The following is a 26,710-nucleotide window of genomic DNA, read 5'->3' as shown; positions in this document are numbered from 1 at the left end:
AGCCGATGCGGCGCCGGTCACTCCGCGCGCAGGCGCAGCTGCGCCATGCCGCCGTCGACCTCGATGAACGTGCCCGTCGTCGAGCCGGACGCCGGGCTCACCAGGTACAGCACGGCGCCGGCGACTTCGTCGGGCGTGACCAGGCGTCCGTGCGGCTGACGCGCCTCGAGCGCCGCGCGCTCGGCTGCGGGATCGGCGGCCGCGTCCAGCAGCCGTCCCACCCACGGCGTGTCGGCGGTGCCGGGGTTGACCGCGTTGACGCGGATGCCCTCGCGCAGGTGATCGGCCGCCATCGCACGGGTCAGCGCCGACACGGCTCCCTTGGAGGCGGAGTACAGGGCGCGCTGCGGCAGCCCGGTGGTGGATGCGATCGAGGCGGTGTTGCACACCGCGGCGGATGGGGATCGGCGCAGCCAGGGGAGTGCGGCGCTGGTCACCCGGGCGATCCCGGTCACGTTGATGGAGAGCACGCGGGCCCACTCGTCGTCGTCATTCGCCGTGACGTCGCCGGCCGCGCCGATGCCGGCATTGTTGACGACGATGTCGATGCGCCCGAAGCGCTCGGCCACGGCGGCGACCGCGGCGTCCACGCTCGCCCGGTCGGAGACGTCCGCGGTGAACGCGGCGAGACGATCATCCGCCCCCGACGGATCACGGTCGAGCACGGCCACGTGCGCGCCGGCCTCGTGCAGCACCGCGGCGATGGACGCCCCGATGCCCGACGCTCCGCCGGTCACGATCGCCACGAGTCCTTCGATCTGTCCGCTCACCGCCCCGCCTCCCATGCCACGAACTCCTGGCGCTGGCGCCCGAGCCCGTCGATCTCGATCTCGACGATGTCACCCGCCTTCAGATAGGGGAACCTTCCGCCGAACGCCACGCCCTGCGGCGTGCCGGTGAGGATTAGGTCCCCGGGCTCCAACGTCATGTACTGCGACAGGTGATGCACGATCGTGGGGACATCGAAGATCATGTCGTCGGTCGTGGAGTCCTGCCGGGGCTCTCCGTTGACCCAGCTGCGCAGGCGCAGGTTCCGTGGGTCGACCTCGTCGGCCGTGACCAGCCACGGTCCGGTCGGGTTGAAGCCGAACGCGATCTTGCCCTTCGACCACTGTCCGCCCGAGACCTCCATCTGGAAGGCCCGCTCCGAGACGTCGTTGGCGACGACGTAGCCCGCGATATGGGCGGCAGCCTGTTCGGGGGAGTCGAGGTACGAGGCGCGCGCGCCGATCACGACGCCGAGCTCGACCTCCCAATCGGTCTTGTGGCTGCCGCGGGGGATCGTGACGGCGTCGTCGGGACCGACCACGGTGTTGGGCGTCTTCAGGAACATGATGGGCACGGTGGGCGGCTCTGCTCCGGACTCGCGCGCGTGCGCGGCGTAGTTCTGGCCGATGCACACGACCGCGCTCGGGCGAGCGATCGGCGAGCCGATCCGCAGGGAGGCCGCGTCTTCGAGCTCGGGGAGTGCGCCGGCCTCGATCGCGGAGCGAGTGCGCCCGACCGGGTCGTCCGCGACGAAAGCGCCGTCGACATCCGGTGTGAGCGTGCGCAGGTCGTAGATGCGACCCCCGTCGACGACGACGGGGATCTCGCTTCCCTGCTCTCCGAGACGCGCGAACTTCATGCTTCTCCTGCTTCCTCCTCGACGGGATGGCGAGGCCTCTCACAAGGGGGCCCGCACCTTTTGACAGTATAGACATCCGATGTTTACACTCCAAGTGTGTCGCCGGCTTGGGGGCGATGAGGAAGGAACGCCGTGAGCCGTATCGTTGCGCTGGAGACCAGCGACATCCGATTTCCCACGTCGCTGAGCCTCGACGGCTCGGATGCCATGAACCCGGACCCCGATTACTCGGCCGCGTATGTCATCGTGCGCACGGATGCCGCGGACGGCATCGACGGGCACGCGTTCGTGTTCACCATCGGGCGTGGCAACGACGTGCAGGTCGCGGGCATCGAGGCTCTGGCCGGGCACCTGGTCAACCGTGAGCTCGAGCCGCTGCTGGACGACATGGGCGCCACGTTCCGCGAGCTCATCGGCGATTCGCAGCTGCGCTGGCTCGGCCCCGAGAAGGGGGTGATGCACATGGCGATCGGTGCCGTGATCAACGCCCTCTGGGACATCAAGGCCAAGCGCGCGGGCCTGCCGCTGTGGCGGCTGCTGTCGCGGATGACGCCAGAGCAGATCGTCGATCTCGTCGACTTCCGCTACCTGACCAATGCGCTCACGCCCGACGACGCGCTTCAGATCCTGCGCGCCGCCGCCGACTCCCGCGCGGACCGCGAGCGCCTGCTGCTGGATGCCGGGTACCCGGCGTACACGACGAGCCCCGGCTGGCTCGGCTACTCGGACGCGAAGCTGGAGCGCCTGGCCCGCGAGGCGATGGCCGACGGCTTCACGCAGATCAAGCTCAAGGTCGGCGCCGATCTGCAGGACGACATCCGACGTTTCCGCAAGGCGCGGGAGGTGTGCGGACCCGACTTCCCCATCGCGATCGACGCGAACCAGCGCTGGGAGGTCGACCAGGCGATCGACTGGGTCAACGCGCTCGCCGAGTTCCGGCCGGCCTGGATCGAAGAGCCGACGAGCCCCGACGATGTGCTCGGCCACGCCGAGATCGCCCGCGGCGTCGCCCCCGTCCGGGTCGCCACGGGCGAGCACGCCCAGAACCGGGTGATCTTCAAGCAGCTGCTGCAGGCCGGTGCGATCCAGGTGATGCAGATCGACGCCTCGCGCGTTGCGGGCGTGAACGAGAACATCGCCAATCTCCTGCTGGCAGCCAAGTTCGGCGTGCCCGTCTGCCCGCACGCCGGCGGTGTCGGGCTGTGCGAAGCGGTGCAGCACCTGTCGATGTTCGACTTCGTCGCGGTCAGCGGATCCGTCGAGGGGCGAATGATCGAGTACGTCGACCACCTGCACGAGCACTTCGTCGTCCCCACCGTCATCCGCAGCGGATCGTACATGCCGCCGATCGCACCCGGGACGGGCATGGAGATGAAGGCCGAGAGCATCGCGGACTACACCTGGACGGGCGCGCATGCCGTCGCCTGAGCTGCCGGCCCTCGGATACGGCGCGGCCAACGTCGGCAATCTGTTCCGTCCGCTCGACGACGACGCGGCGTGGGCGGTGCTGGAGGCCGCGTGGGACTCGGGCGTGAGGTACTACGACACGGCGCCGCACTACGGACTGGGCCTGTCGGAGCGACGGCTGGGCGCATTCCTGCGGACCAAGCCGCGCGACGACTACGTGCTCTCGACCAAGGTCGGGCGGCTGCTGCGCCCGAATCCGGACTTTGCGGGCGGCCTGGACACGGCCAATGACTTCCACGTCCCCGACGAGCTGCAGCGCGTGTGGGACTTCTCGGATGCCGGCATTCGGGCGAGTCTGGACGAATCGCGCGAGCGGCTCGGCATCGAGCGGATCGACATCCTCTACCTGCACGATCCGGAGCGCCACGACCTTCAGCTTGCGCTCGCCGAGGCCTTTCCCGCGCTCGAGGCGCTGCGCGCCGCCGGGGAGGTGCGTGCGGTGGGCATCGGGTCGATGGTGTCGGATGCGCTCGCCGTCTCGGTACGGCAGGCCGACCTGGACCTCGTCATGGTGGCCGGGCGCTACACGCTGCTCGAGCAGCCCGCGGCCGTGGACGTGCTGCCGGCGTGCGACGAGCGCGGCACCGGCGTGGTCGCGGCATCCGTGTTCAACTCCGGCCTGCTCGCCCAGAGCGAGCCGCGCCGAGACGGCCGGTACGAATACGGTCACCTTCCCGACGAGTTGTGGGAGCGTCTCGTGCGCATCGCCGAGGTCTGCCGCGCCCACGACGTCCCGCTGCCGGCCGCGGCGATCCAGTACCCGCTGCAGGCACACGCGGTGCACTCCGTGGTCGTCGGCGGCAGCCGACCGGACCAGCTGCGGCAGAACTCGGAGTATGCCGCCCTGCCCATCCCCGACGAGCTCTGGCGCGAGCTCGCCGACGCGGGACTCACCCCCTCCTGACCCACCGCGCCATGGTGAAGACGAGGATGTGCACGGCGCAGCCCGTTCGATCCTCAGTGGAGGTCGATCGTCTTCACGGCGTGCAGCCCGTCCCGGATGAAGCGGTTGGCGTGCGCGGCGAGGTCGTCGGAGTCCTGCCAGAGGTTGCGCCAGATTCCGAGGGTGTTGCTCAGTTCCGCGCTGACCACCGCCGAAGAGAACGACTCGAAGACGACGGGGCCGTCGTAGGCCACGTCGTGCAGCGCGCGGAAGAACGAGCCGAAGTCGACACTGCCGGTGCCGAGATAGCCGCGATGGCTCTCGCCGATGTGCACGTAGCCGAGTCGGCCCGCCCCGGCCACGTCGTGGACGGGCTGGAACATGTCCGACTCCTCGATGTTCATGTGGTACGTGTCCAGGTGCACCGAGACGTCGTCGCGACCGATGCCCGAGACGAAGTCCAGCGCACCGCGGCCCGTGTTGAAGACATTGGACTCATAGCGGTTGACGACTTCGAGCGAGAGCCGGATGCCGCGGGCCGCCGCCTTCTCGGCGAGCCGTGCGATGGCAGCCTGACTGTTGGCGATGCCACGCGTCGTCGTGGGCGCCGCGTACTTGCGCATCGCCGAGTGGATGACGCCGCACAGGACCTCGCCTCCCATGGTCGCGACATGGTCGAGGCAGCGCTCCAGCATCGCCTCTCCGGCTGCCACCACGGCCGGATCCTCGCTGGTCAGATCGGTGTCGGCGGTCAGGCCCAGCGACGACGTCACGGCGAGGTCGTGGTCGCGCAGCATCCGGGCCGCCATGGCGGAGTCGAAACCGTCCACGTCCATCAGGGGGATCTCGATGAGGTCGAACCCCGCGTTCTTGACGCCGGCGATCGAGCGGAGCAGGCCCGCCTCGTCGAAGGTCCCGCTGAACACCAGGGCGTGTGCGCCGACGAGCATGATCCGCCTTCCCGCGCGCGAGGTTCGCGCGCATTCGTGATCAAGATGTTATTACAGGCATCGCGATCCTTCGGGTCATTAGATACATTTAGATACAACTTGCGTCGCGGTCGATGTGACGGCACAATTGGTCCGATGTTTGAAATGGATTCCAAAAAGTGGAATCATCCCGACCTCCAAGGAAGCAGGTGAGAGAGTGAGCGACCCGATCCTCACAGTGGAGGGCATCAGCAAGGGCTTTCCCGGCGTGCAGGCACTCAAGGACGTGCATCTCGAGGTGCGCTCCGGCGAGGTGCTGGTGCTCGTCGGCGAGAACGGCGCCGGCAAGTCGACGCTCATGAAGATCCTTTCGGGCATCTACACGAAGGACGAGGGCCGCATCGTCTTCGCTGGCGAAGAGGTCGAGCTGACCGGGCCGCTGCAGGCGCAGCAGCTGGGGATCACGATCATCCACCAGGAGATGAATCTCATGCCCGACCTCACGGTCGCGCAGAACATCTTCATCGGACGCGAGCCTCTGTCCGGCGGTCTTCTGTCCGAGCGCCGGCTGAACAAGCAGACCGCCGAGCTGCTCGAGCGGCTCGAGATCGGACTCGACCCGCGCCAGAAGGTCGGAGAGCTCACCGTCGCCAAGCAGCAGATGGTCGAGATCGCCAAGGCTCTGTCGTTCGACGCCAAGGTCCTGATCATGGACGAGCCCACCTCGGCGCTCACCGACAGCGAGGTCGAGACGCTGTTCACGCTCATCGAGCAGCTGCGCGCGCGGGGCACCGGGATCGTCTACATCTCGCACCGGATGGACGAGCTGCGCCGACTGGCCGACCGGGTGACCGTGCTGCGCGACGGCACATACATCGGATCGCTCGAGAAGAGCGAGATCAACGTCTCGCAGATCATCGAGATGATGGTCGGCCGCCAGATCGAAGAGGGCGCCCGCCCCACGGCGCGCGAATACGTCGATGTGCCGGTCGTGCTCGAGGTGGACGGCCTGTCGACCAAGACCCTTCTGAAGGACGTGTCGTTCCAGCTGTACAAGGGTGAGATCCTCGGATTCGCCGGCCTGATGGGCGCGGGGCGGACCGAGACGGCCCGTGCGGTGATCGGCGCCGACCCGCGCGACGGCGGCAGGATCTCGGTCGCGGGGCGCGAAGTGCGCATCCGCCAGCCCGAGGACGCGGTCAAGCGCGGCATCGGCTACCTCTCCGAAGACCGCAAGCTGCTCGGGCTGATGCTCGAGCAGGACGTGACCTTCAACACCGTTCTCGCCTCGCTCGGTTCGTACGCCAACGCGTTGGGCTGGATGGGCGACGGCAAGGCGAAGAACCGCACCAAGGATTACGTGCAGCAGCTGCGCGTGAAGACCCCCTCGGTCAACCAGGTCGTCAAGCTCCTGTCCGGCGGCAACCAGCAGAAGGTCGTGATCGCGCGCTGGCTGATGCGCGACTGCGACGTCCTCATCTTCGACGAGCCGACCCGCGGCATCGACATCGGCGCGAAAGAAGAGATCTACCGCCTGATGCAGCAGCTCGCGGACGCGGGCAAGTCCATCATCGTCATCTCGTCGGAGCTGCCCGAGATCCTGCGTGTCGCGAACCGCATCGCCGTGTTCGCGAACGGACGGATCGCCGGGGTGCTCCGCAACGAGGAAGCCAGCCAGGAGAAGATCATGCACCTCGCAGCCCACGGGGAGGAAGACGAATGAGCACGACGAAGCAGTCCGGATCGACCACGACGGTCGTCCAGCAGGCGATCGCCGAGAACACCGACAAGCGCGACATCGGCGCGTTCCTGAGGCGACAGTTCCAGCAGTCGCTCGCGTTCGGCACGCTGCTGGTGCTGGTCGTGTTCTTCTCGATCGCCAGCCGCAGCTTCTTCACCTGGAGCAACATCTCGACCGTGCTGCTGGCGACGGCGGTCATCGGCATCCTGGCCCTCGGCACGACCTTCGTGATCATCACCGCGGGCATCGATCTGTCGATCGGCACCGGGATGGCGCTGTGCGCGGTCATGACGGCGGTGTTCGTGACGAAACTCGGGATGCCGACGTGGATGGGCGTGATCGGGGGCATCGCCACCGGTGTGGCGATGGGGCTGATCAACGGCCTGAACATCACGATCCTCCGGCTGCCGCCGTTCATCGCGACGCTCGCGATGATGATGATCGCGGGCGGCCTCGCCCTCGTGATCTCAGGCGTGGCCCCGATCTACTTCTCCGCCGACACCGGCTTCCAGCAGATCGCCCTCGGGACGCTGATCCCGGGTCTGCCCAACGCCGTGCTGATCACCGGCGTGCTGGCCGTCATCGCAGCCCTCGTGCTGTCGAAGACCCTGCTCGGCCGCTACACGTTCGCGATCGGCTCGAACGAGGAGGCGACGCGCCTGTCGGGTGTCAACACGAAGCGCTGGACGATCTTCGTCTACATGTTCGCCGGAGCCTTCACCGGCGTCGCCGGTGTCGTCATCGCGTCCCGGCTGGGCTCGGCCCAGCCCCAGATCGGCATGGGATACGAGCTGCAGGCGATCGCCGCGGTGATCATCGGCGGCACGTCGCTGCTCGGCGGCCGGGGCACGATCCTCGGCACCGTGATCGGCGCGCTCATCATGAGCGTGCTCGTCAACGGCCTGCGGATCATGTCGATCCAGACCGAATGGCAGAACATCGTCGTCGGCATCGTCGTGCTGGTCGCCGTGTTCTTCGACTCGCTGCGCAACCGCCAGCGGTCCTGAGTTCTCGGGCGGCGGCCGAACCCGTGCCTGCCGCCGCCCGATCGACGCGCGCTGAGCGCGCCGAACCCGCGGAGCGATCCGCATCGGCACACCACACCGGAATGTCCACATCGCAGGCTGTTGACCTGCACACACAGAACAACGGAGTTTCCATGAGATTCGGCAAGAAGACCGCATTCGCGGCCGTTGTCGCCGCGGCGGCGCTGGCCATGGCCGGGTGCGCGAGCGGCACCGGCAACGACGCAGGCAACGGCGGCGGCGACGGGATGTACATCGCCCTCGTCTCGAAGGGCTTCCAGCACCAGTTCTGGCAGGCCGTCAAGAAGGGTGCTGAGCAGGAGGCCAAAGAGCTCGGCGTGACGGTGTCGTTCGACGGCCCGGCCGACGAGACGCAGGTCGCCCAGCAGCTCGAGATGCTCACCACCGCCATCGACAAGAGCCCGGCCGCGATCGGCTACGCGGCCCTCGACCCCGAGGCCTGTGTGGCACCGCTGGGTCAGGCCAAGGCGAAGAACATCCCCGTGGTGTACTTCGACGCGCCCTGCAACGGCGACGTGGGGCTGAGCCTGGCCGCGACCGACAGCAAGGTCGCCGGCGGGCTCGCCGCCGAGCACATGGCCGACCTCATCGGCGGCAAGGGCGAGGTCGCGATCGTCGGCCACTCGCAGATCAACTCGACGGGTGTCGAGCGCCGTGACGGCTTCGTCGACAAGATCAAGGCGGACTTCCCCGACATCAAGATCGTCGACATCCAGTACGGCGACGGCGACCACCTGAAGTCGGCCGACATCGCCAAGGCCATGATCGCCGCCCACCCGAACCTCAAGGGGATCTACGGCACCAACGAGGGCTCGGCCATCGGCGTCGTCGACGCGGTCAAGGAGCTGAACCTGCCCAAGGGCAAGATCACGATCGTCGGCTTCGACTCCGGTGAGGCGCAGATCAACGCGATCAAGGACGGCACGATGGCCGGCGCCATCACGCAGGACCCGATCGGCATCGGCAAGCGCACGGTGCAGTCGGCCGTGGCCGCCGCCAAGGGCGAGAAGATCGACAAGTTCTACGACACCGGCTCGTACTGGTACGACAAGACCAACATCGACGACCCGAAGATCGCCGCGGTCCTCTACCAGTGACCCGCTGACAGAAGGGGGCTCTGCGCCGGTGGCGCAGAGCCCCTTCTGCCGTCAGGCCGAGAGCGTGAGCAGCCGCGCGGGGTTGTCGACCAGCATCCGGTCGACGGCGTCGTCGCCGACGAGCCGGCGAAGGCGCGGGATGTACCGCTGGCCGAGATAGGCGAGGCCGGGCATCCCCCCGTAGGCGATGTACCTCGTGCGCCGGGCGACGTCCCCGCCGAGAACGATCCTCTGGCCGGCGCCCTGATCCAGCACGGCCGCGGTCAGGGCGAGCAGCTCGGCATCCGATCGCGTGCGCGGACGGGCGAACCCGTCGTACCCGAGGTACGCTCCGCGCTGCGCGAGCGAGGCGTGCAGCCCCGGGTCGGGATCGCGGTCCGCGTGCGCCAGGACGACGCGGTCGGATGCCACGCCCTCTGCTGCGAGCAGGTCCAGAACCTCGTGCGCGGCCGTGCAGAACTCGAGGTGCACCATGATCGGGGCGCCCGTGCTGCGGTGGGCGACAGCCAGTGCGCGCAGGGTCGTCCGCTCGAAAGCGCCGATGCGCCAGTAGTCGACGCCGCCCTTGAGCATGCCGGCACGTACAGGTGCGCCATCGGGTGCAGCCGCGCGGGGTCCGGTCGGATCGTCGTCGTGTCGCGGCATCCCTTCACCGATGTCGCGGGTGAACATCGCCGCGAGCGCATCGGCGTCGTGCGACCGCGTCGGGTGCGACGCGTCGTAGTGCGCCTCCCGATGGCGGCCCGTGGTGGCCACGACGTGCAGACGGCTCGTCCGGCTGATCCGGGCGGTCGCGGCCGGGTCGCGCCCGAGGCCGAAGGGCGTGGCATCCACCATCGCCTCGAAGCCGCTCTGCTGCAGCAGCGCGGCCTCGCGGCCGGATGCGTGCTCGTCGTCGAGCTCGTCGCCGGGCAGCAGCGGTGTGACCTGGAAGAGGTGTTCGTGGTAGTCCACTCGGCCCAGCGTCGCCGGGTCGACGTCGCCGAGGACCGTGCGGACGACGGGCATCAGCGCACCGATTCCGCGGCTTCGGCGAGGCGCTCGACGACGTCGGGCGTCAGGTCCAGTTCGAAGACGTCGGCGACCACCTGCGACCACCCGTGGATGAAATACCGCCAGCCGTCGACGACGTGCAGCGACCGCGACGCCTGCTGCGCGCGGGCCTGGTGCAGGAACTCGAGCGAACCGCGGTAGTTGAACTCCCAGGCGTACCCGCCCTCGGGAAAGACGACGGCGTCGGTGAGGGGCGAGCCCGGGCGGTCCTTGCCCAGGCCCGTCGCGTTGGCGACGACCGAGCCGGGCGCAGCGGCGGCCACGAGCGCGTCGGCGTCGGCCGGCGTCGGCGTGCGCACGTAGTCGATGAGCCCTTCGGGCGTGCCGTGCTCGCGGTGGACCCGCCGCAGGTGCTCGAGCTTCGCCTCGCTGCGCGCGGTCACGACCACCTTCGACGGCACGTCGTCGCGCTCGGCCAGAGCCCAGCTGAGCGCCGTGCCCGAGCCGCCGGCGCCGAGGATCACGACCTGCGCGCCGGTGCGCGCGAAGTGATCGGCGGGCAGGAAGTCGTTCAGGGCGAGATCGACCGTGATCGGGTCCTTCGCGCGCCCGATCATGCGTGCGCCGCGCTGCGAGATGCTCGAGATCTCCGAGCACGACACCGCGAACGGGTCGAGCTCGTCGAAGAGGTCGGATGCCGCGGCATAGACGTTCATCTTGTGCGTCGTGACCAGCGCGCCACGGTGGTGCGGGTCGTCGCGGATCTGCTCCACCATCGCCCGGTACCGGGCCGGATCGGCGTCCATCGGCAGGTCGTGGCCGACGAGGGTGCGGGTCGGCAGGTTCAGGATGTCGGCCCACAGCGGGAACACCTTCATGATCGACGACGATCCGGTGGTCACGCCCACGAAGCCCATGTAGTCGGCGGACGGGGTCGCGGTCATGATCTCTCCTCGCGGATGACGGGGTGGGCGGGCGCGTCGCCCCTGAGCACGGCGATGACGTCGTCGAGCGACTGACGTCCCATGTTGTCGACGGCCTGGGTGGTCTGCGCGCCCAGGTGCGGCGTGACCGTCACCCGGTCGGCGAGCTGGCGGGCCAGCAGGGGGCTGCTGCCTGCGGCGGTGTCGCCGTCGAGCGTGTCGGCGGCGTAGGCGGCGAGCACGTGGTCGCGCAGGGCGCGTGCGACGGCGAACTCGTCGATCAGGTCGGGGCGTGCGGTGTTCACCAGGACGGTGCCGGGGCGGACGGCCGCCAGGCGCTCCTCGTCGACGAGCAGCTGCCCGCCCGGGGCGTGCAGCGTGATCACGTCGGTCGACCGGAAGAGGTCGTCCAGCCCGACCGGCTCGGCGCCGGCCGCGATGACCGCGTCACGCGGCAGGAAGGGGTCGGCGGCGAGGATGCGCGCCCCGAAGCCGCTCAGTCGCTTCGCGACACCCTGGCCGATGCGACCGAACCCCACGATGCCGACGGTCGCGGCGCCCAGTTCCCGCCCCCGGCGCACGGTCCAGTCGCCCTCCCGCACGCGGCGATCGCCGTCGGGGATGTACCGGAGTGCGGCGAGCATGAGCCCGACCGCGTGGTCGGCGACCGCGTGGGCGTTCGCCCCCGGGGTGTTGGTGACGGGGATGCCGCGGCGCTGCGCGGCATCGAGGTCGACCGCTTCGACGCCGACGCCGTAGCGTGCGATGACCTTGAGGTTCGGCGCGGCGCCGAGGTGCTCGTCGGTGATCGGCCCGGTCCCCGCGATCCACGCGTCGGCGTCGGGCAGCAGTGCGCTCAGCTCGTGCAGGTCGTGGTGCGCGGGACCGCGGAGGATGCGATGCCCGGCCCGCTCGGCACGGTCGACGAGATCGAGGTCGCCGCCCGAGAAGGAGCGGCTCGTGACGAGGATCGTGCCCATCAGCGCGGCCTCCCCGCGAACCACGGCGCGAGTGCCGTGTACGCCTCGCTGAACCGGGCGTGCCGCTGCGCGTAGACGGCGTGGCGCGCGGCGTCGGGGGCGAACTCCGCCGTCACCTCGCTGAGTGCGCGCGCGGCCGAGAAGTCGGCGAGCCCGAGGCCGACGGCGCCGGTGACCGCCGCGCCCAGACTGTTCGCCTCCTCGACGATCGTCCGGCGACGCACCGGCACCCCCCAGACGTCGGCGAGGATGTCCAATAGCGCGTCGCTCTGCGCGCCGCCGCCGACGGCGTCGATGCGGTCGATGACTGCGCCTGACTCGCGGAACGCGTGGATGCAGGTGAGCAGGTTGAATGCGACGCCCTCGAGCACCGCCCGCACGAGATGGGCCCGGGTGTGGTGCCGGCCGATGCCGACGAAGGCGCCCCGCGCGTCGGGATCCCACATCGGCGAGCGTTCGCCGAGCAGATACGGCAGGAAGTACAGGTCCTCGGTGTCGAGCGCGCTTGCGGCCTCGGCGGTCAGCCGCGCCGTCTCGGGATGCGCGGGATCCGAGGCGAGCGCCTCGGCGATCCACTGCAACGACGCGCCGCCGGCCTGCATCGTCGCGGTCGGCACGAACGCGTCGGGGACGACGTTGTCGAACGTGAACGTGCGCATCGCCGGGTCGTGCAGCGGCGCGAGGCTCGCGAACGAGATCCACGAGCTCGTGCCGAGCGACACGTAGGCGCCGTCCTCGGGCGCCACGATCCCGGAGCCGACGGCGGCGAGCGGTCCGTCGCCGCCCCCCATCACGACCCGCACGCCCTTGTGCAATCCGAGTGCGGTGGCGGCGGCATCCGTCAAGGTGCCCGCGATCGCGGTGGACGCGAGGATCTCGGGGAACAGCGACCGGTCCAGTCGTGCCGCGGCGAGCACCTCGTCCGACCAGTCTCCCGTCCGCTGGTCATAGGCGTTCGTTCCCGAGGCGTCGGAGGGGTCGGTCGCGAGCCGACCGGTCAGGCGCAGCACGATGTAGTCCTTGGCGACGCAGATCCGCCGCACGCGCTCCCACACGCCGGGCTCATTGTCGCGCACCCACATGATCTTCTCGACCGAGTACGTGGGGTTCAGCCGATGGCCGAGCACGCGGTAGGCGTGTTCGGCGCCGAGCGCCTGCTCGAGCTCGCGCTGCTGGGCGCCCGAGCGCGTGTCGGCCCAGATGATGGCGGGCCGTGCCGGCTGGCCATCGGCGTCGAGGAGCACGGCACCCATCATCTGGCCGCTGACGACCAGGCCCGCGACCTCGCCGGGCGTCGTGGCTGTGCGCGCCATCAGGTCACGGGTCGCCGTGACGACCGCGGCCCACCAGTCGTGCGGGTCCTGCTCGGCGACGCCGCCGGCGGCGAAGCGCGCCGGGTACGGCACGGTGACGGATGCCACGATCCGGCCGTCGTCGTGATGCAGCGACGCCTTGTTGCCGGTCGTGCCGAGGTCGTGCGCGATGATCATGGCCGGCGTCGATTCAGTCGGAGTACGGGCGCAGCTCGAAGCCGCCGTCGGCGGTGCGCAGCGCCCTCGAGCCCATGCCGTGCTCGAGGACCCAGCCGTAGTCGTGGCCGGCGCCGCCCGGGTAGACGGCGAGGAACGCGTACGGCTCATCGCCGGTGTTCACCGAGCGGTGGGCCCACCCCGGCGGGATGTAGCCGATCGTGCCGGGGAGCATGTCGAGCCACTCGGTGCGCTCGCCGTCGAACATCAGCAGCCCACCCCGACCGCTCAGTGCGAGGTAGATCTCGCCCTGGTGGTTCGGGTGCTGGTGCCCCTTGGTCATCCACAGCTCGCCCGAGGTGTCGCCGGGCATGATCGTCGTGATCGACTGGGGCAGCTCGCGGTCGATCTCGGGCACCGGAGAGCTGGTGACCGTGTAGACCACCGGGTCGTCGCCGGCGGCTGCCGCGGCCCACGCGTCGCCGTCGCGGAACAGGCCTTCGAGGTCCGACATGCGGCGGGTCAGCGTGGGGCCCTCGGGCGAGAGGGTGAGCGCGTCGGCGTCGAATGCGATCGCCATGGGCGAGATCGGCGGAGTGTGGAACTCGGGCATCGGTGTCCTGTCGTCGAGCGCGTCAACGCACGGCCTGTAATTACAGGTGAGTGTACCTGTTGTTACAGGTTGAAGTCCAGCGGCCGCGGCCGTTCCAGAACGCTCACTCCTCGAGCGCGGCGCGCTCGGACTCCCACTCCTGCACGAGCTCCGGCATCCGCCGCGCCATGAAGCGCAGGAACGCCGACATCTCGGCCGCGTGCACCCCGGCATCCCGCTCCTCCTGCTCCGTGCGGATCGTGTCGATCAGCTCCGCGAGCCGCAGGTAGACCGGCGCGTTCGCCGTCATCACCCCGAACCACGAGTCCGAGACCATCTCGAACCGTTCCCGCCGGTGCCCCGGCAGCGAGCGCCGGCGGATGAAATGCAGCGTCTGCAGGTACCGCACCGCGCCCGACACGGCCGCAGCACTGACCCCGAGACGTTCGCGCAGGTCGGCGGCCGTGTACCCTTCGGCGGGCGCGGCGAGCAGCGCCATCAGCACGCGCGCGGGCATGCGGGGCATGCCCGCCATGCTCATGACGGCAGCGGCCTGCTCGGCGGCTTCGATCGCGCGGTGCTCGGTCATCGCTCTGAATCTATCCGGCCGGGCTATCCGTCGGCCGCGAGCTGGCGGCGCCGCTGCAGGACGAGGGATGCCGCGGCCCCGACGACGACGATCGCGACGAGCCACCACAGCCCGCGCGCGTCGACGTCGCCGCCCGAGATGATCGGCGTCACGCCGAACGGTGAGAGCCGGGTGGTCCACTCGGGCATGCCGAACAGCGGTCCGAACATGCCGAGCATGGTCGCCACCAGCAGCAAGGCCCAGCCGATGCCGATCGTCGCACGGGGCAGCAGCACGAACACGAGCGCGGTGATGACGGTGAACACGGATGCTGCGACGAACTCGCCGGCGCCGGTGACCAGCGATGCCCGGTACAGCTGCGCCGCGCCGTTCTGCGAGGCGATGCCCACGAACGCGGCCAGCACCGCGGCGACCACGACGATGAGCACCGCGAACGTCGCCACCAGGATGTAGTCCACGAGCCAGCGCACCCTGCCCACGGCGGCGGCCAGCACCGGCTCGGCCGTACCGTGCGCCTCTTCCTGGCGGGCACGGGCCACTGTCTGCACCGCACAGCAGGCGGCGACGATGCCGAGCATCGTGAAGAAGATCGTGACCACTGACTCCTCGAGCGACCCGCCCTGGGCGAGTTTTTCGAGGATCTGCGCCACCGCCGGGTTGTCGCCGGAGATCTGGTCGACGAGGCTGCCGAGCGTCGTCGCGAGGATCCCCACGATCGCCCCGCCCACGGCCCAGCCGACGATCGAGCCCGAGGCCAGGCGCCACACGAGCGCGTGCGACGACGAGAGCGCGGGTCGCGCGTGCGCGCGTCCCGCCCGCCCGGCGAAGAATCCCGCGCCCATGTCGCGCACCGACTGCAGCCAGGTCGCCCCGATCGCCAGCACGAGCCCGACGGCCAGGCTCAGCACGATCGGCCACCAGTCGTTCGTGTCGAAGGGACGGGACTGCTCGGCCCAGGCGAACGGCGAGACCCAAGCCAGGCCCATGCTGTCCATGCTGGTCAGGTCGTCGCTGGGCGTGCCGGCCGCGTTCCCGATGCCGCGCACCAGGAACGTGGCCACCAGCACCCAGATCGTGAGCGAGTTCGCGGCCCGCGACGTGCGCATGAGCTGCGCGGCGACCAGGCCGATGCCCAAGAAGGCGATGCCGGTCGCCCCGGCCGCAGCCCCCGCCACCCAGCACCCCACCGGATCCAGGCCGGTCGACACGAGCGCGAGCGCCGACAGCACGGCCAGCACGACATTGGCCAGCACGCCGTGCGCGATCGTCGCCACCGTCGGCATCGTGCGGCCCGCCGGCGTCGCCGACAGCAGCTCGGCGCGGCCCGACTCTTCGTCGGTGCGCGTGTGCCGCACGGCGAGGAACGTCGTCATGAGTGCGGCGAGGATCGCGAGCCACGGCAGCACCTCGAACGCGAGGAAAGCGCCCTCGCTCGTGCCCGACGGCAGTCCCCGGAACATCAGGATGACCGGGTTCGCCAGTGCGGCCACCAGGATGTTGTGCCGGTCCGTCGGCGTGCTGTACGACTGGGTCACCCCGGCATACCCGGCGTATGCCATCAGGGCGGTGCCGACGATCCACAGCAGCAGCTGGAACCAGTCGCGCCGCACGCGCTGGCGCAGGAGCGCGGCGAACCTCCTCATCGGCTCTGCCCCGCCTCTGCCGTCTCGAGCTCGGCGAGGTCGTCGCCGTAGTGCCGCAGGAACAGCTCTTCGAGCGAGGGCGGCGCCACGCGCAGCCCCTCGGCGCCGATCGCGGCGACCGCGGGAAGGGCCAGCGCGATCTGATCGCTGTCGACCGTGAACCGGGCGCGCCCTGCCTGCACGGCCGCATCGTGGGCACCGGGGATGGCGGCGAGTCGCTCGGGAGTGAGACCGTCGGCGACGAACGACACCTCGGTGCGGGTGAGGTGGCGCAGTTCGGACAGGGTCCCGGACTCGACGACCTTGCCCGCGCGGATGATCGAGATGCGGTCGCACAGCTGCTCGACCTCCGAGAGGATGTGGCTCGACAGCAGGACGGTGGCCCCGGCATCCTTCAGCCGTTCCACTTCGCGGTGGAAGATCACCGACATCAGAGGGTCCAGGCCGCTGGTCGGCTCGTCGAGGATGTAGAGGTCGGCGGGCACGGCGAACGCCGCGATGAGCGCGACCTTCTGCCGGTTGCCCTTCGAATAGCTGCGGCCCTTCTTGCGCGGGTCGAACTGGAACGCCTCGGTGAGCCGGTCGCGTTCGGCGCGGTAGCCGCGATCGGTCCGCGCCGCCCCGCGCAGGCGCGCGAGCAGATCGATCGCCTCACCACCGGAGAGGTTCGGCCAGACGCTCACGTCGCCGGGCACATAGGCGGTGCGACGGTGGATGGCGACGGTGCGCTTCCACGGGTCCATGCCGAACACGGATGCCTCGCCGGCGGTCTTGCGTGCAAGGCCCAGCAGGGTGCGGATCGTCGTGGTCTTGCCCGCGCCGTTCGGGCCGAGGAAGCCGTGCACCTGGCCGGACTCGACGCGCAGGTCGAGGCCGTCGAGCGCATGGACGCGACCGTAGTGCTTGTGCAGGTCGCGGGTGTCGATCACTGTGCTCATGAGACGCGAGAATACGCCGGTTTCACAAACTTGTGAACAAAGAAAACCATGAATTTGCGGACTCCACTGTTACCCCCGATGACGACACGAATCGTCACAGCCGGGCACGAGGCATCCGATCATCCCTAGCATCGTGTCATCCCAGCGGACTCCCAGAAACGGAACCCCATGACCACCCAGACAGCATCGCGCGACGCCGAGCGCGCGCAGCGCGGCCCCGTACGCCGGCTGCTGACGAACTTCGGCTTCCAGATCCTCGTCGCCCTCGTCCTCGGCATCGCGCTCGGCCTGTGGGCGCTGTCGATCGGCCCCGACAGCGCGGGCAACCCGAACGGGCTCGCCGCCACGGTCGGCGTGATCGGCTCGTCGTACGTCACGCTGCTGAAGGCGGCCGTCGTACCCCTGATCTTCGCGGCGATCGTCGCGAGCATCTCGAACCTGCGCCGTGTGCGCAATGCCGCGCGGCTGGCGGGCCAGACCCTGCTGTGGTTCGCCATCACCGCATTCATCGCCGTCTCGATCGGCATCGTGCTGGGCCTCGTGATCCAGCCCGGCGCCCGCGCCGGCGACGGATTGCAGACCAGCGCCCCGCACACCGTGGGCACGTGGTGGAACTTCCTCATCGGGCTCATCCCGCAGAACGTGCTCGGGCTGCAGGTCTCGAGCCAGGTCGCCGGCGACAGCGTGAGCTCGGCGGTCGGATTCAACATCCTGCAGGTCATCGTCGTCTCGGCCGTCATCGGCATCGCCGCGCTCAAGGCCGGGCGCAAGGCCGAGCCGTTCCTGGCGTTCGTGGAGTCGTTCCTGAAGGTGATCCAGCGCGTGCTGTGGTGGATCATCCGCATCGCGCCGATCGGCACCCTGGGCCTGATCGCGAACGCCGTGATCCAGTACGGCACCGACAAGCTCGCCTCGCTCATCTGGTTCGTCGTCGCGGTGTACGCGGGCCTGCTGCTCGTGCTGTTCGTCGTGTACCCGATCCTGGTCAAGGCGCACGGCCTGTCGGTCAAGCAGTACTACTCGGGCGTGTGGCCCGCCGTGCAGCTGGGCTTCGTGAGCCGCTCGTCGATCGGCACGCTGCCGGTCACCGAGCGCGTCGCCGAGCGCAACCTCGGCGTGCCGCGGTCGTACGCCTCGTTCGCCGTGCCGTTCGGGGCCACCACGAAGATGGACGGCTGCGCGGCCATCTACCCCGCCATCGCGGCGATCTTCGTCGCGCAGTTCTTCGGCATCGCGCTCTCGCCGATCCAGTACATCCTGATCGTCGTGGTCGCCGTGTTCGGATCGGCCGCGACGGCCGGCACCACCGGCGCGACCGTGATGCTCACGCTCACCCTGTCGACGCTGGGCCTGCCGCTCGAGGGCGTCGGACTGCTGCTGGCGATCGACCCGATCCTCGACATGGGCCGCACGGCGATCAACGTCGCCGGCCAGGCGCTCGTGCCGACGCTGGTCGCCAAGCGCGAGGGCATCCTGGACCTCGACCTCTACAACGCGCCGCGCGAGGGCCTGCCCTTCCACGACGACAGCGACGAGGACGAGGCGCCCGAAGCGCTCGCGTCCGACGCGGAGCGTCAGCCCACGCCGGCCTGACCCGATCCGCCGGGAATCGGCATCCTGCCTCACCTCCTGTGGGGCAGGATGCCGATTCCTGCGTCTACGGGATGTCGCGCCCTCGGGGGAATGTATACCGACGCATCCTCTTGCCGACCCGTTTTGCACGAGCCGTGCCCGGTATGTATACACTGAGCACGGACCCGCGGAACGGAGGTGCCCATGCGCGCGAGCGATCGGGCCTACCGGACGCTGCTCGACGAGATCCAGTCGGGGGCGCTGGCTCCGGGCGCCGTGCTCGGCGAGGTCGAGCAGGCGTCCCGGCTGGGCGTGAGCCGCACGCCGCTGCGCGAGGCCCTCGGCCGCCTCGCCGCCGACGGCCTGGTCGTGCAGCAGTCCCCGCGCGTGACCACGGTCAGCGAGATCGACGCCGACGACATCCGCGAGCTGTTCGAAGTGCGCCGCGCGCTGGAAGAGACCGCCGCGCGCCTGGCCGCGCAGCGGGGGGATGCCGCGGCCTTCGCGGCCCTGGCGGACGGCTTCGACCGTCTGCGGCTCGACGAGGTCGACGCGATCCCCACGCACGATGACCTGTTCGCTCGGTTCGACGCCGAACTCGACGCCTCGGCATCCAACGACTACCTCACCTCGGCCCTGCGGACCGTCCGCGCGCACCTCGTGCGGGTGCGGCGCCTGGCACGTGAGAACCCCGAACGCCTCGCCGCCGCGGTCGCCGAGCATCGCGCCATCGCGCGTGCGATCGCCGACCGGGACGCCGAGCGCGCCGCCCACGCCACACATCTGCATCTGTACAACGCCCTCGAGAGCATCCTCGACTCCGTCGATTCCCACCAAGGAGCAGCATGACCGTCACACATCACGTCCGCGTCCACCGCAGCGACGAGGACCTGCCCCGCGAGGACCAGCTCGCGTGGAAGATCGCCGAGGTCGCGGCCGATCCGATCCCCGTCGACGATGACGTCGTCGAGATGATCGTCAACCGGATCATCGACAACGCGGCCGTGGCCGCGGCATCCCTCACCCGCGCGCCCGTGAGCGCTGCGCGCCAGCAGGCCCTCGACCACGCCGTGTCGATCTCGGGCGACGGCTCCACGGTCTTCGGCTGCCCGCTCGAGCGGCGCACGAGCCCGGAGTGGGCCGCCTGGGCCAACGGGGTCGCGGTGCGCGAACTCGACTACCACGACACGTTCCTCGCCGCCGAGTACTCGCACCCCGGCGACAACATCCCGCCGATCCTGGCCGTCGCCCAGCATGCGGGCAAGGACGGCGCGGCCGTGGCCCGCGCGATCGCGACCGGTTATGAGATCCAGATCGACCTCGTACGCGCGATCAGTCTGCACAAGCACAAGATCGACCACGTCGCCCACCTCGGCCCGTCGGCGGCCGCCGGCATCGGCACCCTGCTCGACCTGCCGGTCGAGACGATCTACCAGGCCGTCGGCCAGGCGCTGCACACCACCACCGCGACCCGGCAGTCGCGCAAAGGCGAGATCTCGACCTGGAAGGCGCACGCGCCCGCGTTCGCCGGCAAGATGGCGATCGAGGCCGTCGACCGCGCGATGCGCGGCGAGACCAGCCCGAGCCCCATCTACGAGGGTGAGGACGGCGTGATCGCCTGGATGCTCGACGGCCCCGACGCCTCGTACGACGTGCCGCTGCCGGACGCGGGCGAGTCCAAGCGCGCGATCCTCGACTCGTTCACGAAGGAGCACTCGGCCGAGTACCAGGCGCAGGCGTGGATCGACCTGGCCCGCAAGCTCCACAACGAGCACCCCGACGCGTTCGCGCCCGACAACGTCGCCTCGATCGTGCTGCACACGAGCCACCACACGCATTACGTCATCGGCTCGGGCGCGAACGACCCGCAGAAGTACGACCCGCACGCGTCGCGCGAGACGCTGGACCACTCGATCCCGTACATCTTCACGGTGGCACTGCAGGACGGCGCGTGGCATCACGTCGACTCGTACCTGCCCGAGCGCGCGCAGCGCCCCGACACCGTCGCGCTGTGGCAGAAGGTCACGACCGCCGAGGACGAGGAGTGGACGCGCCGCTATCACTCCGAGGACCCGAACGAGAAGGCGTTCGGCGGCCGTGTCGAGATCACGTTCGCCGACGGCGGCACGATCGTCGAAGAGATCGCCGTCGCCGACGCCCACCCGCTCGGCGCCCGGCCGTTCGCCCGCTCGGACTACATCCGCAAGTTCCGGATGCTGGCCGAGCCCGTGCTCGAACCCGAAGAGATCGAGCGCTTCCTCGAGCTCGTGCAGCGCCTGACGGAGCTGTCGGCGGACGAGGTCAAGCAGCTGTCGATCGTCGCGAAGGTCGGCGTGCTGGCCGCTGCCCCCGCCCCGAAGGGGCTGTTCTGATGCTGTACAGCAAGATCGCGCCCGCCCAGAAGCGGCGGCTGCTCCGGGAGCGGCTCGCGTCGGGGGAGCTGCTGCGGTTCCCCGGCGCGTTCAATCCGCTCAGCGCGCGGCTCATCGAGCAGAAGGGCTTCGAGGGCGTCTACGTCTCGGGGGCGGTGCTCAGTGCCGACCTGGGCCTGCCCGACATCGGCCTGACCACGCTGACCGAGGTCGCCGGGCGCGGGCAGCAGATCGCCCGGATGACCGACCTGCCCGCGATCATCGACGCCGACACCGGGTTCGGCGAGCCGATGAACGTGGCGCGCACGATCCAGACGCTCGAAGACGCGGGCCTGGCCGGCACGCACATCGAGGACCAGGTCAACCCCAAACGCTGCGGCCACCTCGACGGCAAGGCCGTCGTCGACGAAGACACGGCGGTCAAGCGGATCCGCGCCGCCGCCGACGCCCGCAGAGACCCGAACTTCCTGATCATGGCGCGCACCGACATCCGTGCCGTCGAGGGCCTGCAGTCGGCGACCGACCGCGCGAAGGCGCTGGTGGATGCCGGAGCCGACGCGATCTTCCCCGAGGCCATGCGCACCCTCGACGAGTTCGCCGCCGTCCGGGCCGCCGTGGACGTGCCGATCCTGGCCAACATGACCGAGTTCGGCAAGTCCGACCTGTTCACCGTCGACCAGCTGCGGGACGTCGGGGTGAACATCGTGATCTGGCCGGTCTCGCTGCTGCGCATCGCGATGGGCGCGGCCGGCCGCGCCCTGGACACCCTGATCGACGAGGGTGCCCTCACCACTAGGCTCGGCGAGATGCAGCATCGCGCCGACCTGTACGACCTCGTCGACTACGAGGCGTACAACCACTTCGACACCGGCGTCTTCAACTTCCAGATCGCCCGATAGGAGATCCCATGGCCGACACGGACATCAAGAAGGGCCTCGCCGGCGTCGTCGTCGACGCGACCGCGATCAGCAAGGTCAACCCCGACACGAACTCGCTGCTGTATCGCGGGTACCCCGTGCAGGAACTCGCGGCGACCCAGCCGTTCGAGGCCGTCGCCTACCTGCTGTGGCACGGCGAGCTGCCCACCGACGAGCAGCTGGCCGAGCTGCGCGCCACCGAGCGGGCGCACCGCGCGCTGACGGACGAGGTGCGGCAGGCGATCGACCTGACCCCGGTCGACGCGCACCCGATGGACGAGATCCGCACCGCCGCGTCGGTCATCGGCGCGGCCGATCTCGCCGGCATCGCCAACGTCATGGACGCGGTGGGCACCCCCGAGCAGAACCTCGAGCGCAGCGTGCGCCTGTTCGCGGCGCTGCCGGCGATCGTGGCGTACGGCCAGCGGCGGCGCCGGGGGCAGGACGCCGTGGCCCCGCGCGACGATCTCGACTACGCGGCGAACTTCCTCTGGATGACGTTCGGCGAAGAGGCGGACGACGTCGTCGTGGACGCGTTCAACCGCTCGATGATCCTGTACGCCGAGCACTCGTTCAACGCGTCGACCTTCACCGCGCGGGTGATCGCGTCGACCCTCAGCGACCTGTACTCGGCGGTGGTGGGTGCGATCGGCGCACTCAAGGGCCCGCTGCACGGCGGGGCCAACGAGGCCGTGCTGCACATCTTCGACGAGATCGGCTCGGCCGACAACGTCTCGGCCTGGCTCGACGAGGCGCTCGCCGCCAAGCGCAAGATCATGGGCTTCGGGCACCGGGTCTACAAGCGCGGCGACTCGCGGGTGCCGACCATGAAGGCGGCGCTCGACACCCTGGCCGGCCACTTCGACCGTCCCGAGGTGCTGGATCTGTACACCACCCTCGAGAACGAGTTCGTCGAGCGCAAGGGCATCTACCCGAATCTCGACTACCCGTCGGGTCCCGCCTACAACCTGATCGGCTTCGACACGCTGACCTTCACCCCGCTGTTCGTGGCGGCCCGGGTCACCGGCTGGACCGCGCACATCATGGAGCAGCAGGCATCCAACGCGCTGATCCGTCCGTTGTCGGCCTACAACGGCGCCGACGAGCGACACGTCGCCGGCTACACGCCCGACACCGCGGCGATCGATGTCTCGTCCCGCCCCGAAGAGGCCGCCGGCTGAGCCGGTCGCAGAAAACGGCGCAGACCGGCGCAGACTGAGACTGTACGGCGCAGGCCGGCGGGCCGCGGCATCCCACTGCGCCGTAGGCTCGGAAGCAGGAGGTCTTCCATGTCACACGCCGTCATCGTCGATGTCATCCGCACTCCCGTCGGGCGCGGCAAGCCCGGCGGATCTCTCAGCGGAGTGCACCCCGTCGACCTGTCCACCGTGATGCTGCGCGCCCTGCTCGAGCGCAACGGCATGGAATCCACGCAGATCGACGACGTGATCTGGGGATGCGTCAGCCAGGTCGGCGACCAGAGCCTGAACATCGCCCGCCAGTCCGTGCTCGCCGCCGGCTTCGCCGAGACGGTGCCTGCGACCACGATCGACCGGCAGTGCGGCTCGAGCCAGCAGGCCGCGCACTTCGCCGCGCAGGGCGTCATCGCCGGCGCCTACGACGTCGTGATCGCCGGCGGGGTCGAGTCGATGAGCCGCGTGCCGCTCGGCTCGTCGGCGCAGTGCTCATCGTCGTCGGGCGGTGCGCCCAGCGAGGATCTGCGCGCACGCTACCCCGACGGGCTCGTGAACCAGGGCGTGTCGGCCGAGCTCATCGCGCAGCGCTGGGGCTTCACCCGGGCGGAATTGGACACCTTCGCCGCCGAGTCCCATCACCGGGCGACGGATGCCTGGACCCACGGCCGGTTCGACAGCCAGATCGTCGACGTGCCCGGGCGTGCGGCGGCCGGCGACATCCCCGACGAGACCGTGCGTCCCGCCACGACGACCGAGGGACTCGCCGGGCTGAATCCCGCATTCCGCACCGACGCGCTGGCCGCCCGCTTTCCCGAGCTGGACTGGAAGATCACGCCCGGCAACTCGTCGCCGCTGACCGACGGCGCATCGGCCGTGCTCATCATGAGCGAAGAGCGTGCGAGCGCGCTGGGGCTGACCCCGCGGGCGCGCTTCCACTCGTTCGCCGTCGTCGGCGACGACCCGATGATGATGCTCACCGGGCCGATCCCCGCCACCCGGCGGATCCTCGAGCGCAGCGGGCTGTCGATCAACGACCTCGACGCGTACGAGGTCAACGAGGCGTTCGCCTCGGTGCCGCTCGCCTGGGCGCACGACCTGCACGCAGACCCGGCCAAGCTCAACCCGTGGGGCGGCGCGATCGCGCTCGGCCACGCCCTCGGCTCGTCGGGCACGCGGCTGCTGGGCACGCTGCTCGCCCACCTCGAAGACACCGGCGGCCGCTTCGGGCTGCAGACGATGTGCGAGGGCGGCGGCATGGCGAACGCGACGATCATCGAGCGCTTGTAGCGCGGCGCGGCCCCCGCTGTCAAGGCGCATGGACGCCCGAGCAATTAGTCGGACGTCCATGTAAAATGATCGGTGATGCCAACGCGGGCATCGCTTCGCGGCCACACAATGGCACAAGGCGGAGACGATCGATGGGCGGTTCCACCATGAGCATGACGACGACCGAAGAGCGGCAGGCGATCCTCGAGGCGGTGCGCGACTTCGCCGAAGCCGAACTGGCCCCGCATGCGCTGGAGTGGGATCAGCACAAGCACTTCCCGCGCGACGTCGTGGAGCGCGCCGGCGAGCTGGGCCTGGGCGGCATCTACGTCCGCGAGGAGTCCGGCGGGGCGGGCCTGGGCCGCACCGAGGCCGTCGCGATCTTCGAAGAGCTCGCCAAGGGCGACCCTGCCGTCTCGGCCTACATCAGCATCCACAACATGGTCGCGTGGATGATCGACACGTTCGGCGACGACGCGCAGCGCTCCGAGTGGCTGCCGCGCCTGGTGGGCATGCACGAGCTGGGCGCCTACTGCCTGACCGAGCCGGGGGTGGGGTCGGATGCCGCGGCCCTGACCACGAGTGCGATCCGGTCGGGCGACGAGTACGTGCTGACCGGCGTCAAGCAGTTCATCTCGGGCGGCGGCGAAGCGGCCGTCTATGTCGTCATGGCCCGCACCGGCGAGCCCGGAGCCCGTGGCGTCACCGCGTTCATCGTGCCCGACGGGCTGCCCGGACTGTCGTTCGGCGCGCCCGAGAAGAAGATGGGCTGGAACGCGCAGCCGACCCGTCAGGTGATCTTCGACGAGGTGCGGGTGCCCGCGAGCGCAGTGCTCGGCGAGGTCGGCAAGGGCTTCAAGATCGCGATGCAGGCGCTCGACGGCGGGCGGCTGAACATCGCCGCGTGCTCGCTGGGCGGTGCGCAGTGGGCGATGGACAAGGCGATCCGCTATGTGCACGAGCGGTTCACGTTCGGCGAGCCGCTGTCGGAGCGCCAGGCCGTGGTGTTCGCCCTCGCCGACATGGCGACCAAGCTGCAGGCGGGGCGGGCGTTGGTGCGGGATGCCGCGGCCGCCCTCGACGAGCATGCCCCCGACGCCGCGATGCAGTGCGCGATGGCCAAGCGCTTCGCCACCGATGCGGGCTTCGAGGTCGCCAATGAGGCGCTGCAGCTGCACGGCGGCTACGGGTACCTGCAGGACTACGGCATCGAGAAGGTCGTGCGCGACCTGCGCGTGCACCAGATCCTCGAGGGCACGAACGAGATCATGCGGGTGATCATCGGGCGCGGACTGCTGCACGGCTGACACGGGCCGAAGCGCGTCAGGCCGGCCGCGATCAGGTCAGCAGGGCGCGCATGCGCGCGGCCGCGCGCGCGGGGCCGGCCAGCACCGGGATGCCGAGGCGCTGTTCGAGCGCTGCGGCCGCGGGAGAGATCGAGTACTGGGCCAGCAGCACGGCGTCGACCTCGGCCGGGTCGGTGAGGGCCTCGGCGAGGGCGTCGGCCAGGGCCGCGGCATCCCCCGTCACCCCGGCCGCCCGCGCGGCGAGCACGTCGACGACCTCGACGCGGGCGTCGTGGACGGCGAGGAACGCGTCGAACCGCGCCCGGGCGTCGGCCAGAGGGACCGGCAGCGACGCGACCAGCGCGATGCGCCCGAACCCGCCGCCGGCGGCGTCGGCGAACGCGGCGTCGTCCGACGCGAGCACCGGCACGGGAGCGCGGCCCGCCACGGCGTGCGCCACCGGGCCGTACATCGAGCACGTCAGCAGGACGCCCGCGGCCCCGTGTGCGATCGCGTAGTCGATCAGCGCGGTCATCCTCTCGGCCAGGTCCGGGGTCACTTCGCCCGCCGCGAGGGCGTCGGCGATCAGCCGGTCGTCGAGCAGGTTCCACAGCTCGGCCTCGCCGAACACCTCGGCGAACGCGCGCTGCGCCGGGGGAGCGGCCGCGGCCACCGCCCCCACCAGTGCGATGCGCGGCGCGGTCATCGCTCGACGACCACGCCGTCCTCGTCGGCGTGGACCATCGCGCCGGGCCGGATCACGGCGCCGCCGATCTCGACGTCGACGTCGACCTCGCCCGCACCGCCCTTGCCGCTCTTGCGCGGGTTCGTGCCCAGCGCCTTGATGCCGATCGGCAAGGCGGCGAGGGCCGCGCTGTCGCGCACGGCGCCGTTGATGATGACCCCGGCCCACCCGTTCGCCGATGCGAGCCCCGCAATGCGGTCGCCCATCAGGGCGCAGTCGAGCGAACCGGCGCCGTCGACGACGAGCACGGCGCCCTCTCCGGGAGTCTCGAGCAGGCCCGCCAGCACGACGTTGTCTTCGAGGCAGCGCACCGTGCGTGCCGGGCCGGCGAAGCGCGTCTCGGCGCCGAAGTCGCGGAACTGGGTGCTCAGCGAGCTCAGCCGGTCGCCGATCTCGTCCCACAGGTCTGCGGTCGCGGTGGTCATGTCGATGTTCCTCT

General features: G+C 70.1%; 25 protein-coding genes. 12 read left to right on the top strand and 13 right to left on the bottom strand.

All coding sequences use genetic code 11. The annotated features are described in order from the left end of the window. Window positions 1-17: 17 nt before the first annotated feature. Together AC3RX0_RS08155 and AC3RX0_RS08150 are read right to left on the bottom strand one after the other, a co-directional pair. Window positions 18-785, bottom strand: coding sequence for an SDR family NAD(P)-dependent oxidoreductase (locus AC3RX0_RS08155; RefSeq protein ID WP_491505479.1), 768 nt, complete (start codon window positions 783-785; stop codon window positions 18-20). After that, window positions 767-1,627: a fumarylacetoacetate hydrolase family protein gene (locus AC3RX0_RS08150; RefSeq protein ID WP_491505478.1), complete on the bottom strand. Its 861-nt coding sequence runs from the start codon at window positions 1,625-1,627 to the stop codon at window positions 767-769. The genes AC3RX0_RS08155 and AC3RX0_RS08150 overlap by 19 nt, the downstream gene beginning before the upstream one ends. A gap of 132 nt (window positions 1,628-1,759) precedes the next feature. Here AC3RX0_RS08150 and AC3RX0_RS08145 point away from each other — a divergent pair, with 132 nt between their 5' ends. Continuing rightward, window positions 1,760-3,055 (top strand): L-fuconate dehydratase, encoded by a 1,296-nt coding sequence (locus AC3RX0_RS08145; RefSeq protein ID WP_491505477.1) that lies wholly within the window; start codon window positions 1,760-1,762, stop codon window positions 3,053-3,055. Further along, the gene (locus tag AC3RX0_RS08140) at window positions 3,042-3,998 is read left to right on the top strand and encodes an aldo/keto reductase (RefSeq protein WP_491505476.1); all 957 of its coding nucleotides are present in this window, start codon (window positions 3,042-3,044) and stop codon (window positions 3,996-3,998) included. Before AC3RX0_RS08145 ends, AC3RX0_RS08140 begins: the two co-directional genes overlap by 14 nt. Before the next feature lie 53 nt (window positions 3,999-4,051). Here the strand turns inward: AC3RX0_RS08140 and AC3RX0_RS08135 are convergent, their stop codons facing one another. Further along, window positions 4,052-4,927, bottom strand: coding sequence for a sugar phosphate isomerase/epimerase family protein (locus tag AC3RX0_RS08135; RefSeq protein ID WP_491505475.1), 876 nt, complete (start codon window positions 4,925-4,927; stop codon window positions 4,052-4,054). A 196-nt stretch (window positions 4,928-5,123) separates the two neighbouring features. Between AC3RX0_RS08135 and AC3RX0_RS08130 the strand changes: the two genes are divergently transcribed. The 3 genes from AC3RX0_RS08130 (at window position 5,124) to AC3RX0_RS08120 (ending at window position 8,790) form a co-directional block, all read left to right on the top strand. Then, the gene (locus AC3RX0_RS08130) at window positions 5,124-6,629 is read left to right on the top strand and encodes a sugar ABC transporter ATP-binding protein (RefSeq protein WP_491505474.1); all 1,506 of its coding nucleotides are present in this window, start codon (window positions 5,124-5,126) and stop codon (window positions 6,627-6,629) included. Next, a complete protein-coding gene (locus AC3RX0_RS08125) occupies window positions 6,626-7,654 on the top strand; it encodes an ABC transporter permease (RefSeq protein WP_491505473.1) in 1,029 nt (342 codons plus the stop codon). The genes AC3RX0_RS08130 and AC3RX0_RS08125 overlap by 4 nt, the downstream gene beginning before the upstream one ends. 152 nt (window positions 7,655-7,806) lie before the next feature. After that, complete coding sequence (locus AC3RX0_RS08120; protein WP_491505472.1) at window positions 7,807-8,790, top strand: ABC transporter substrate-binding protein; 984 nt, start codon at window positions 7,807-7,809, stop codon at window positions 8,788-8,790. 51 nt (window positions 8,791-8,841) lie between these two features. On the opposite strand, the gene AC3RX0_RS08115 is transcribed toward AC3RX0_RS08120, so the two are convergent. The 8 genes from AC3RX0_RS08115 to AC3RX0_RS08080 all read right to left on the bottom strand — a co-directional run bounded on the left by AC3RX0_RS08115 (window position 8,842) and on the right by AC3RX0_RS08080 (window position 16,917). Continuing rightward, entirely contained in the window at window positions 8,842-9,798 is a 957-nt protein-coding gene (locus tag AC3RX0_RS08115; protein ID WP_491505471.1) for a phosphotriesterase family protein, read from the bottom strand. Then, window positions 9,798-10,727 carry a shikimate dehydrogenase family protein gene (locus AC3RX0_RS08110; RefSeq protein ID WP_491505470.1) on the bottom strand — a complete coding sequence of 310 codons (930 nt, stop codon included), beginning with the start codon at window positions 10,725-10,727 and terminating at the stop codon, window positions 9,798-9,800. Before AC3RX0_RS08110 ends, AC3RX0_RS08115 begins: the two co-directional genes overlap by 1 nt. Next, window positions 10,724-11,686, bottom strand: coding sequence for a phosphoglycerate dehydrogenase (locus AC3RX0_RS08105; protein ID WP_491505469.1), 963 nt, complete (start codon window positions 11,684-11,686; stop codon window positions 10,724-10,726). The genes AC3RX0_RS08110 and AC3RX0_RS08105 overlap by 4 nt, the downstream gene beginning before the upstream one ends. Beyond that, entirely contained in the window at window positions 11,686-13,176 is a 1,491-nt protein-coding gene (gene xylB / locus AC3RX0_RS08100; protein WP_491505468.1) for a xylulokinase, read from the bottom strand. Before xylB ends, AC3RX0_RS08105 begins: the two co-directional genes overlap by 1 nt. A 13-nt stretch (window positions 13,177-13,189) precedes the next feature. Then, window positions 13,190-13,768: a glucose-6-phosphate isomerase family protein gene (locus tag AC3RX0_RS08095; protein ID WP_498165938.1), complete on the bottom strand. Its 579-nt coding sequence runs from the start codon at window positions 13,766-13,768 to the stop codon at window positions 13,190-13,192. A gap of 103 nt (window positions 13,769-13,871) precedes the next feature. Then, window positions 13,872-14,336: a GbsR/MarR family transcriptional regulator gene (locus tag AC3RX0_RS08090; RefSeq protein WP_491505466.1), complete on the bottom strand. Its 465-nt coding sequence runs from the start codon at window positions 14,334-14,336 to the stop codon at window positions 13,872-13,874. Window positions 14,337-14,359: 23 nt separating this feature from the next. Next, entirely contained in the window at window positions 14,360-15,979 is a 1,620-nt protein-coding gene (locus AC3RX0_RS08085; protein WP_491505465.1) for an ABC transporter permease, read from the bottom strand. Further along, a complete protein-coding gene (locus AC3RX0_RS08080) occupies window positions 15,976-16,917 on the bottom strand; it encodes an ABC transporter ATP-binding protein (RefSeq protein WP_491505464.1) in 942 nt (313 codons plus the stop codon). The genes AC3RX0_RS08085 and AC3RX0_RS08080 overlap by 4 nt, the downstream gene beginning before the upstream one ends. 168 nt (window positions 16,918-17,085) lie before the next feature. Here AC3RX0_RS08080 and AC3RX0_RS08075 point away from each other — a divergent pair, with 168 nt between their 5' ends. The 7 genes from AC3RX0_RS08075 to AC3RX0_RS08045 all read left to right on the top strand — a co-directional run bounded on the left by AC3RX0_RS08075 (window position 17,086) and on the right by AC3RX0_RS08045 (window position 25,547). After that, complete coding sequence (locus AC3RX0_RS08075; protein WP_491505463.1) at window positions 17,086-18,510, top strand: dicarboxylate/amino acid:cation symporter; 1,425 nt, start codon at window positions 17,086-17,088, stop codon at window positions 18,508-18,510. Window positions 18,511-18,693: 183 nt separating this feature from the next. Next, a complete protein-coding gene (locus AC3RX0_RS08070; protein ID WP_491505462.1) occupies window positions 18,694-19,338 on the top strand; it encodes a GntR family transcriptional regulator in 645 nt (214 codons plus the stop codon). Then, window positions 19,335-20,861: an MmgE/PrpD family protein gene (locus AC3RX0_RS08065; protein ID WP_491505461.1), complete on the top strand. Its 1,527-nt coding sequence runs from the start codon at window positions 19,335-19,337 to the stop codon at window positions 20,859-20,861. Before AC3RX0_RS08070 ends, AC3RX0_RS08065 begins: the two co-directional genes overlap by 4 nt. Further along, complete coding sequence (gene prpB, locus AC3RX0_RS08060; RefSeq protein WP_491505460.1) at window positions 20,861-21,760, top strand: methylisocitrate lyase; 900 nt, start codon at window positions 20,861-20,863, stop codon at window positions 21,758-21,760. The genes AC3RX0_RS08065 and prpB overlap by 1 nt, the downstream gene beginning before the upstream one ends. A gap of 8 nt (window positions 21,761-21,768) precedes the next feature. Beyond that, window positions 21,769-22,959 (top strand): bifunctional 2-methylcitrate synthase/citrate synthase, encoded by a 1,191-nt coding sequence (locus AC3RX0_RS08055; RefSeq protein WP_491505459.1) that lies wholly within the window; start codon window positions 21,769-21,771, stop codon window positions 22,957-22,959. Between the two features lie 108 nt (window positions 22,960-23,067). Beyond that, window positions 23,068-24,261 carry a thiolase family protein gene (locus AC3RX0_RS08050; protein WP_491505458.1) on the top strand — a complete coding sequence of 398 codons (1,194 nt, stop codon included), beginning with the start codon at window positions 23,068-23,070 and terminating at the stop codon, window positions 24,259-24,261. Window positions 24,262-24,407: 146 nt separating this feature from the next. After that, window positions 24,408-25,547: an acyl-CoA dehydrogenase family protein gene (locus AC3RX0_RS08045; RefSeq protein ID WP_491506326.1), complete on the top strand. Its 1,140-nt coding sequence runs from the start codon at window positions 24,408-24,410 to the stop codon at window positions 25,545-25,547. 31 nt (window positions 25,548-25,578) lie between these two features. Here the strand turns inward: AC3RX0_RS08045 and AC3RX0_RS08040 are convergent, their stop codons facing one another. Next, window positions 25,579-26,232, bottom strand: a complete 654-nt coding sequence (locus AC3RX0_RS08040) for an aspartate/glutamate racemase family protein (RefSeq protein WP_491505457.1) — start codon at window positions 26,230-26,232, stop codon at window positions 25,579-25,581. Next, window positions 26,229-26,696 carry a ribonuclease E activity regulator RraA gene (gene rraA, locus AC3RX0_RS08035; protein ID WP_491505456.1) on the bottom strand — a complete coding sequence of 156 codons (468 nt, stop codon included), beginning with the start codon at window positions 26,694-26,696 and terminating at the stop codon, window positions 26,229-26,231. The genes AC3RX0_RS08040 and rraA overlap by 4 nt, the downstream gene beginning before the upstream one ends. Between the last annotated feature and the right edge of the window lie 14 nt (window positions 26,697-26,710).

This window comes from Microbacterium sp. W1-4-2, from assembly GCF_058349885.2.
Note: the sequence above shows the minus strand (reverse complement) of the source record. Positions and strands in the feature narration are given on the sequence as shown.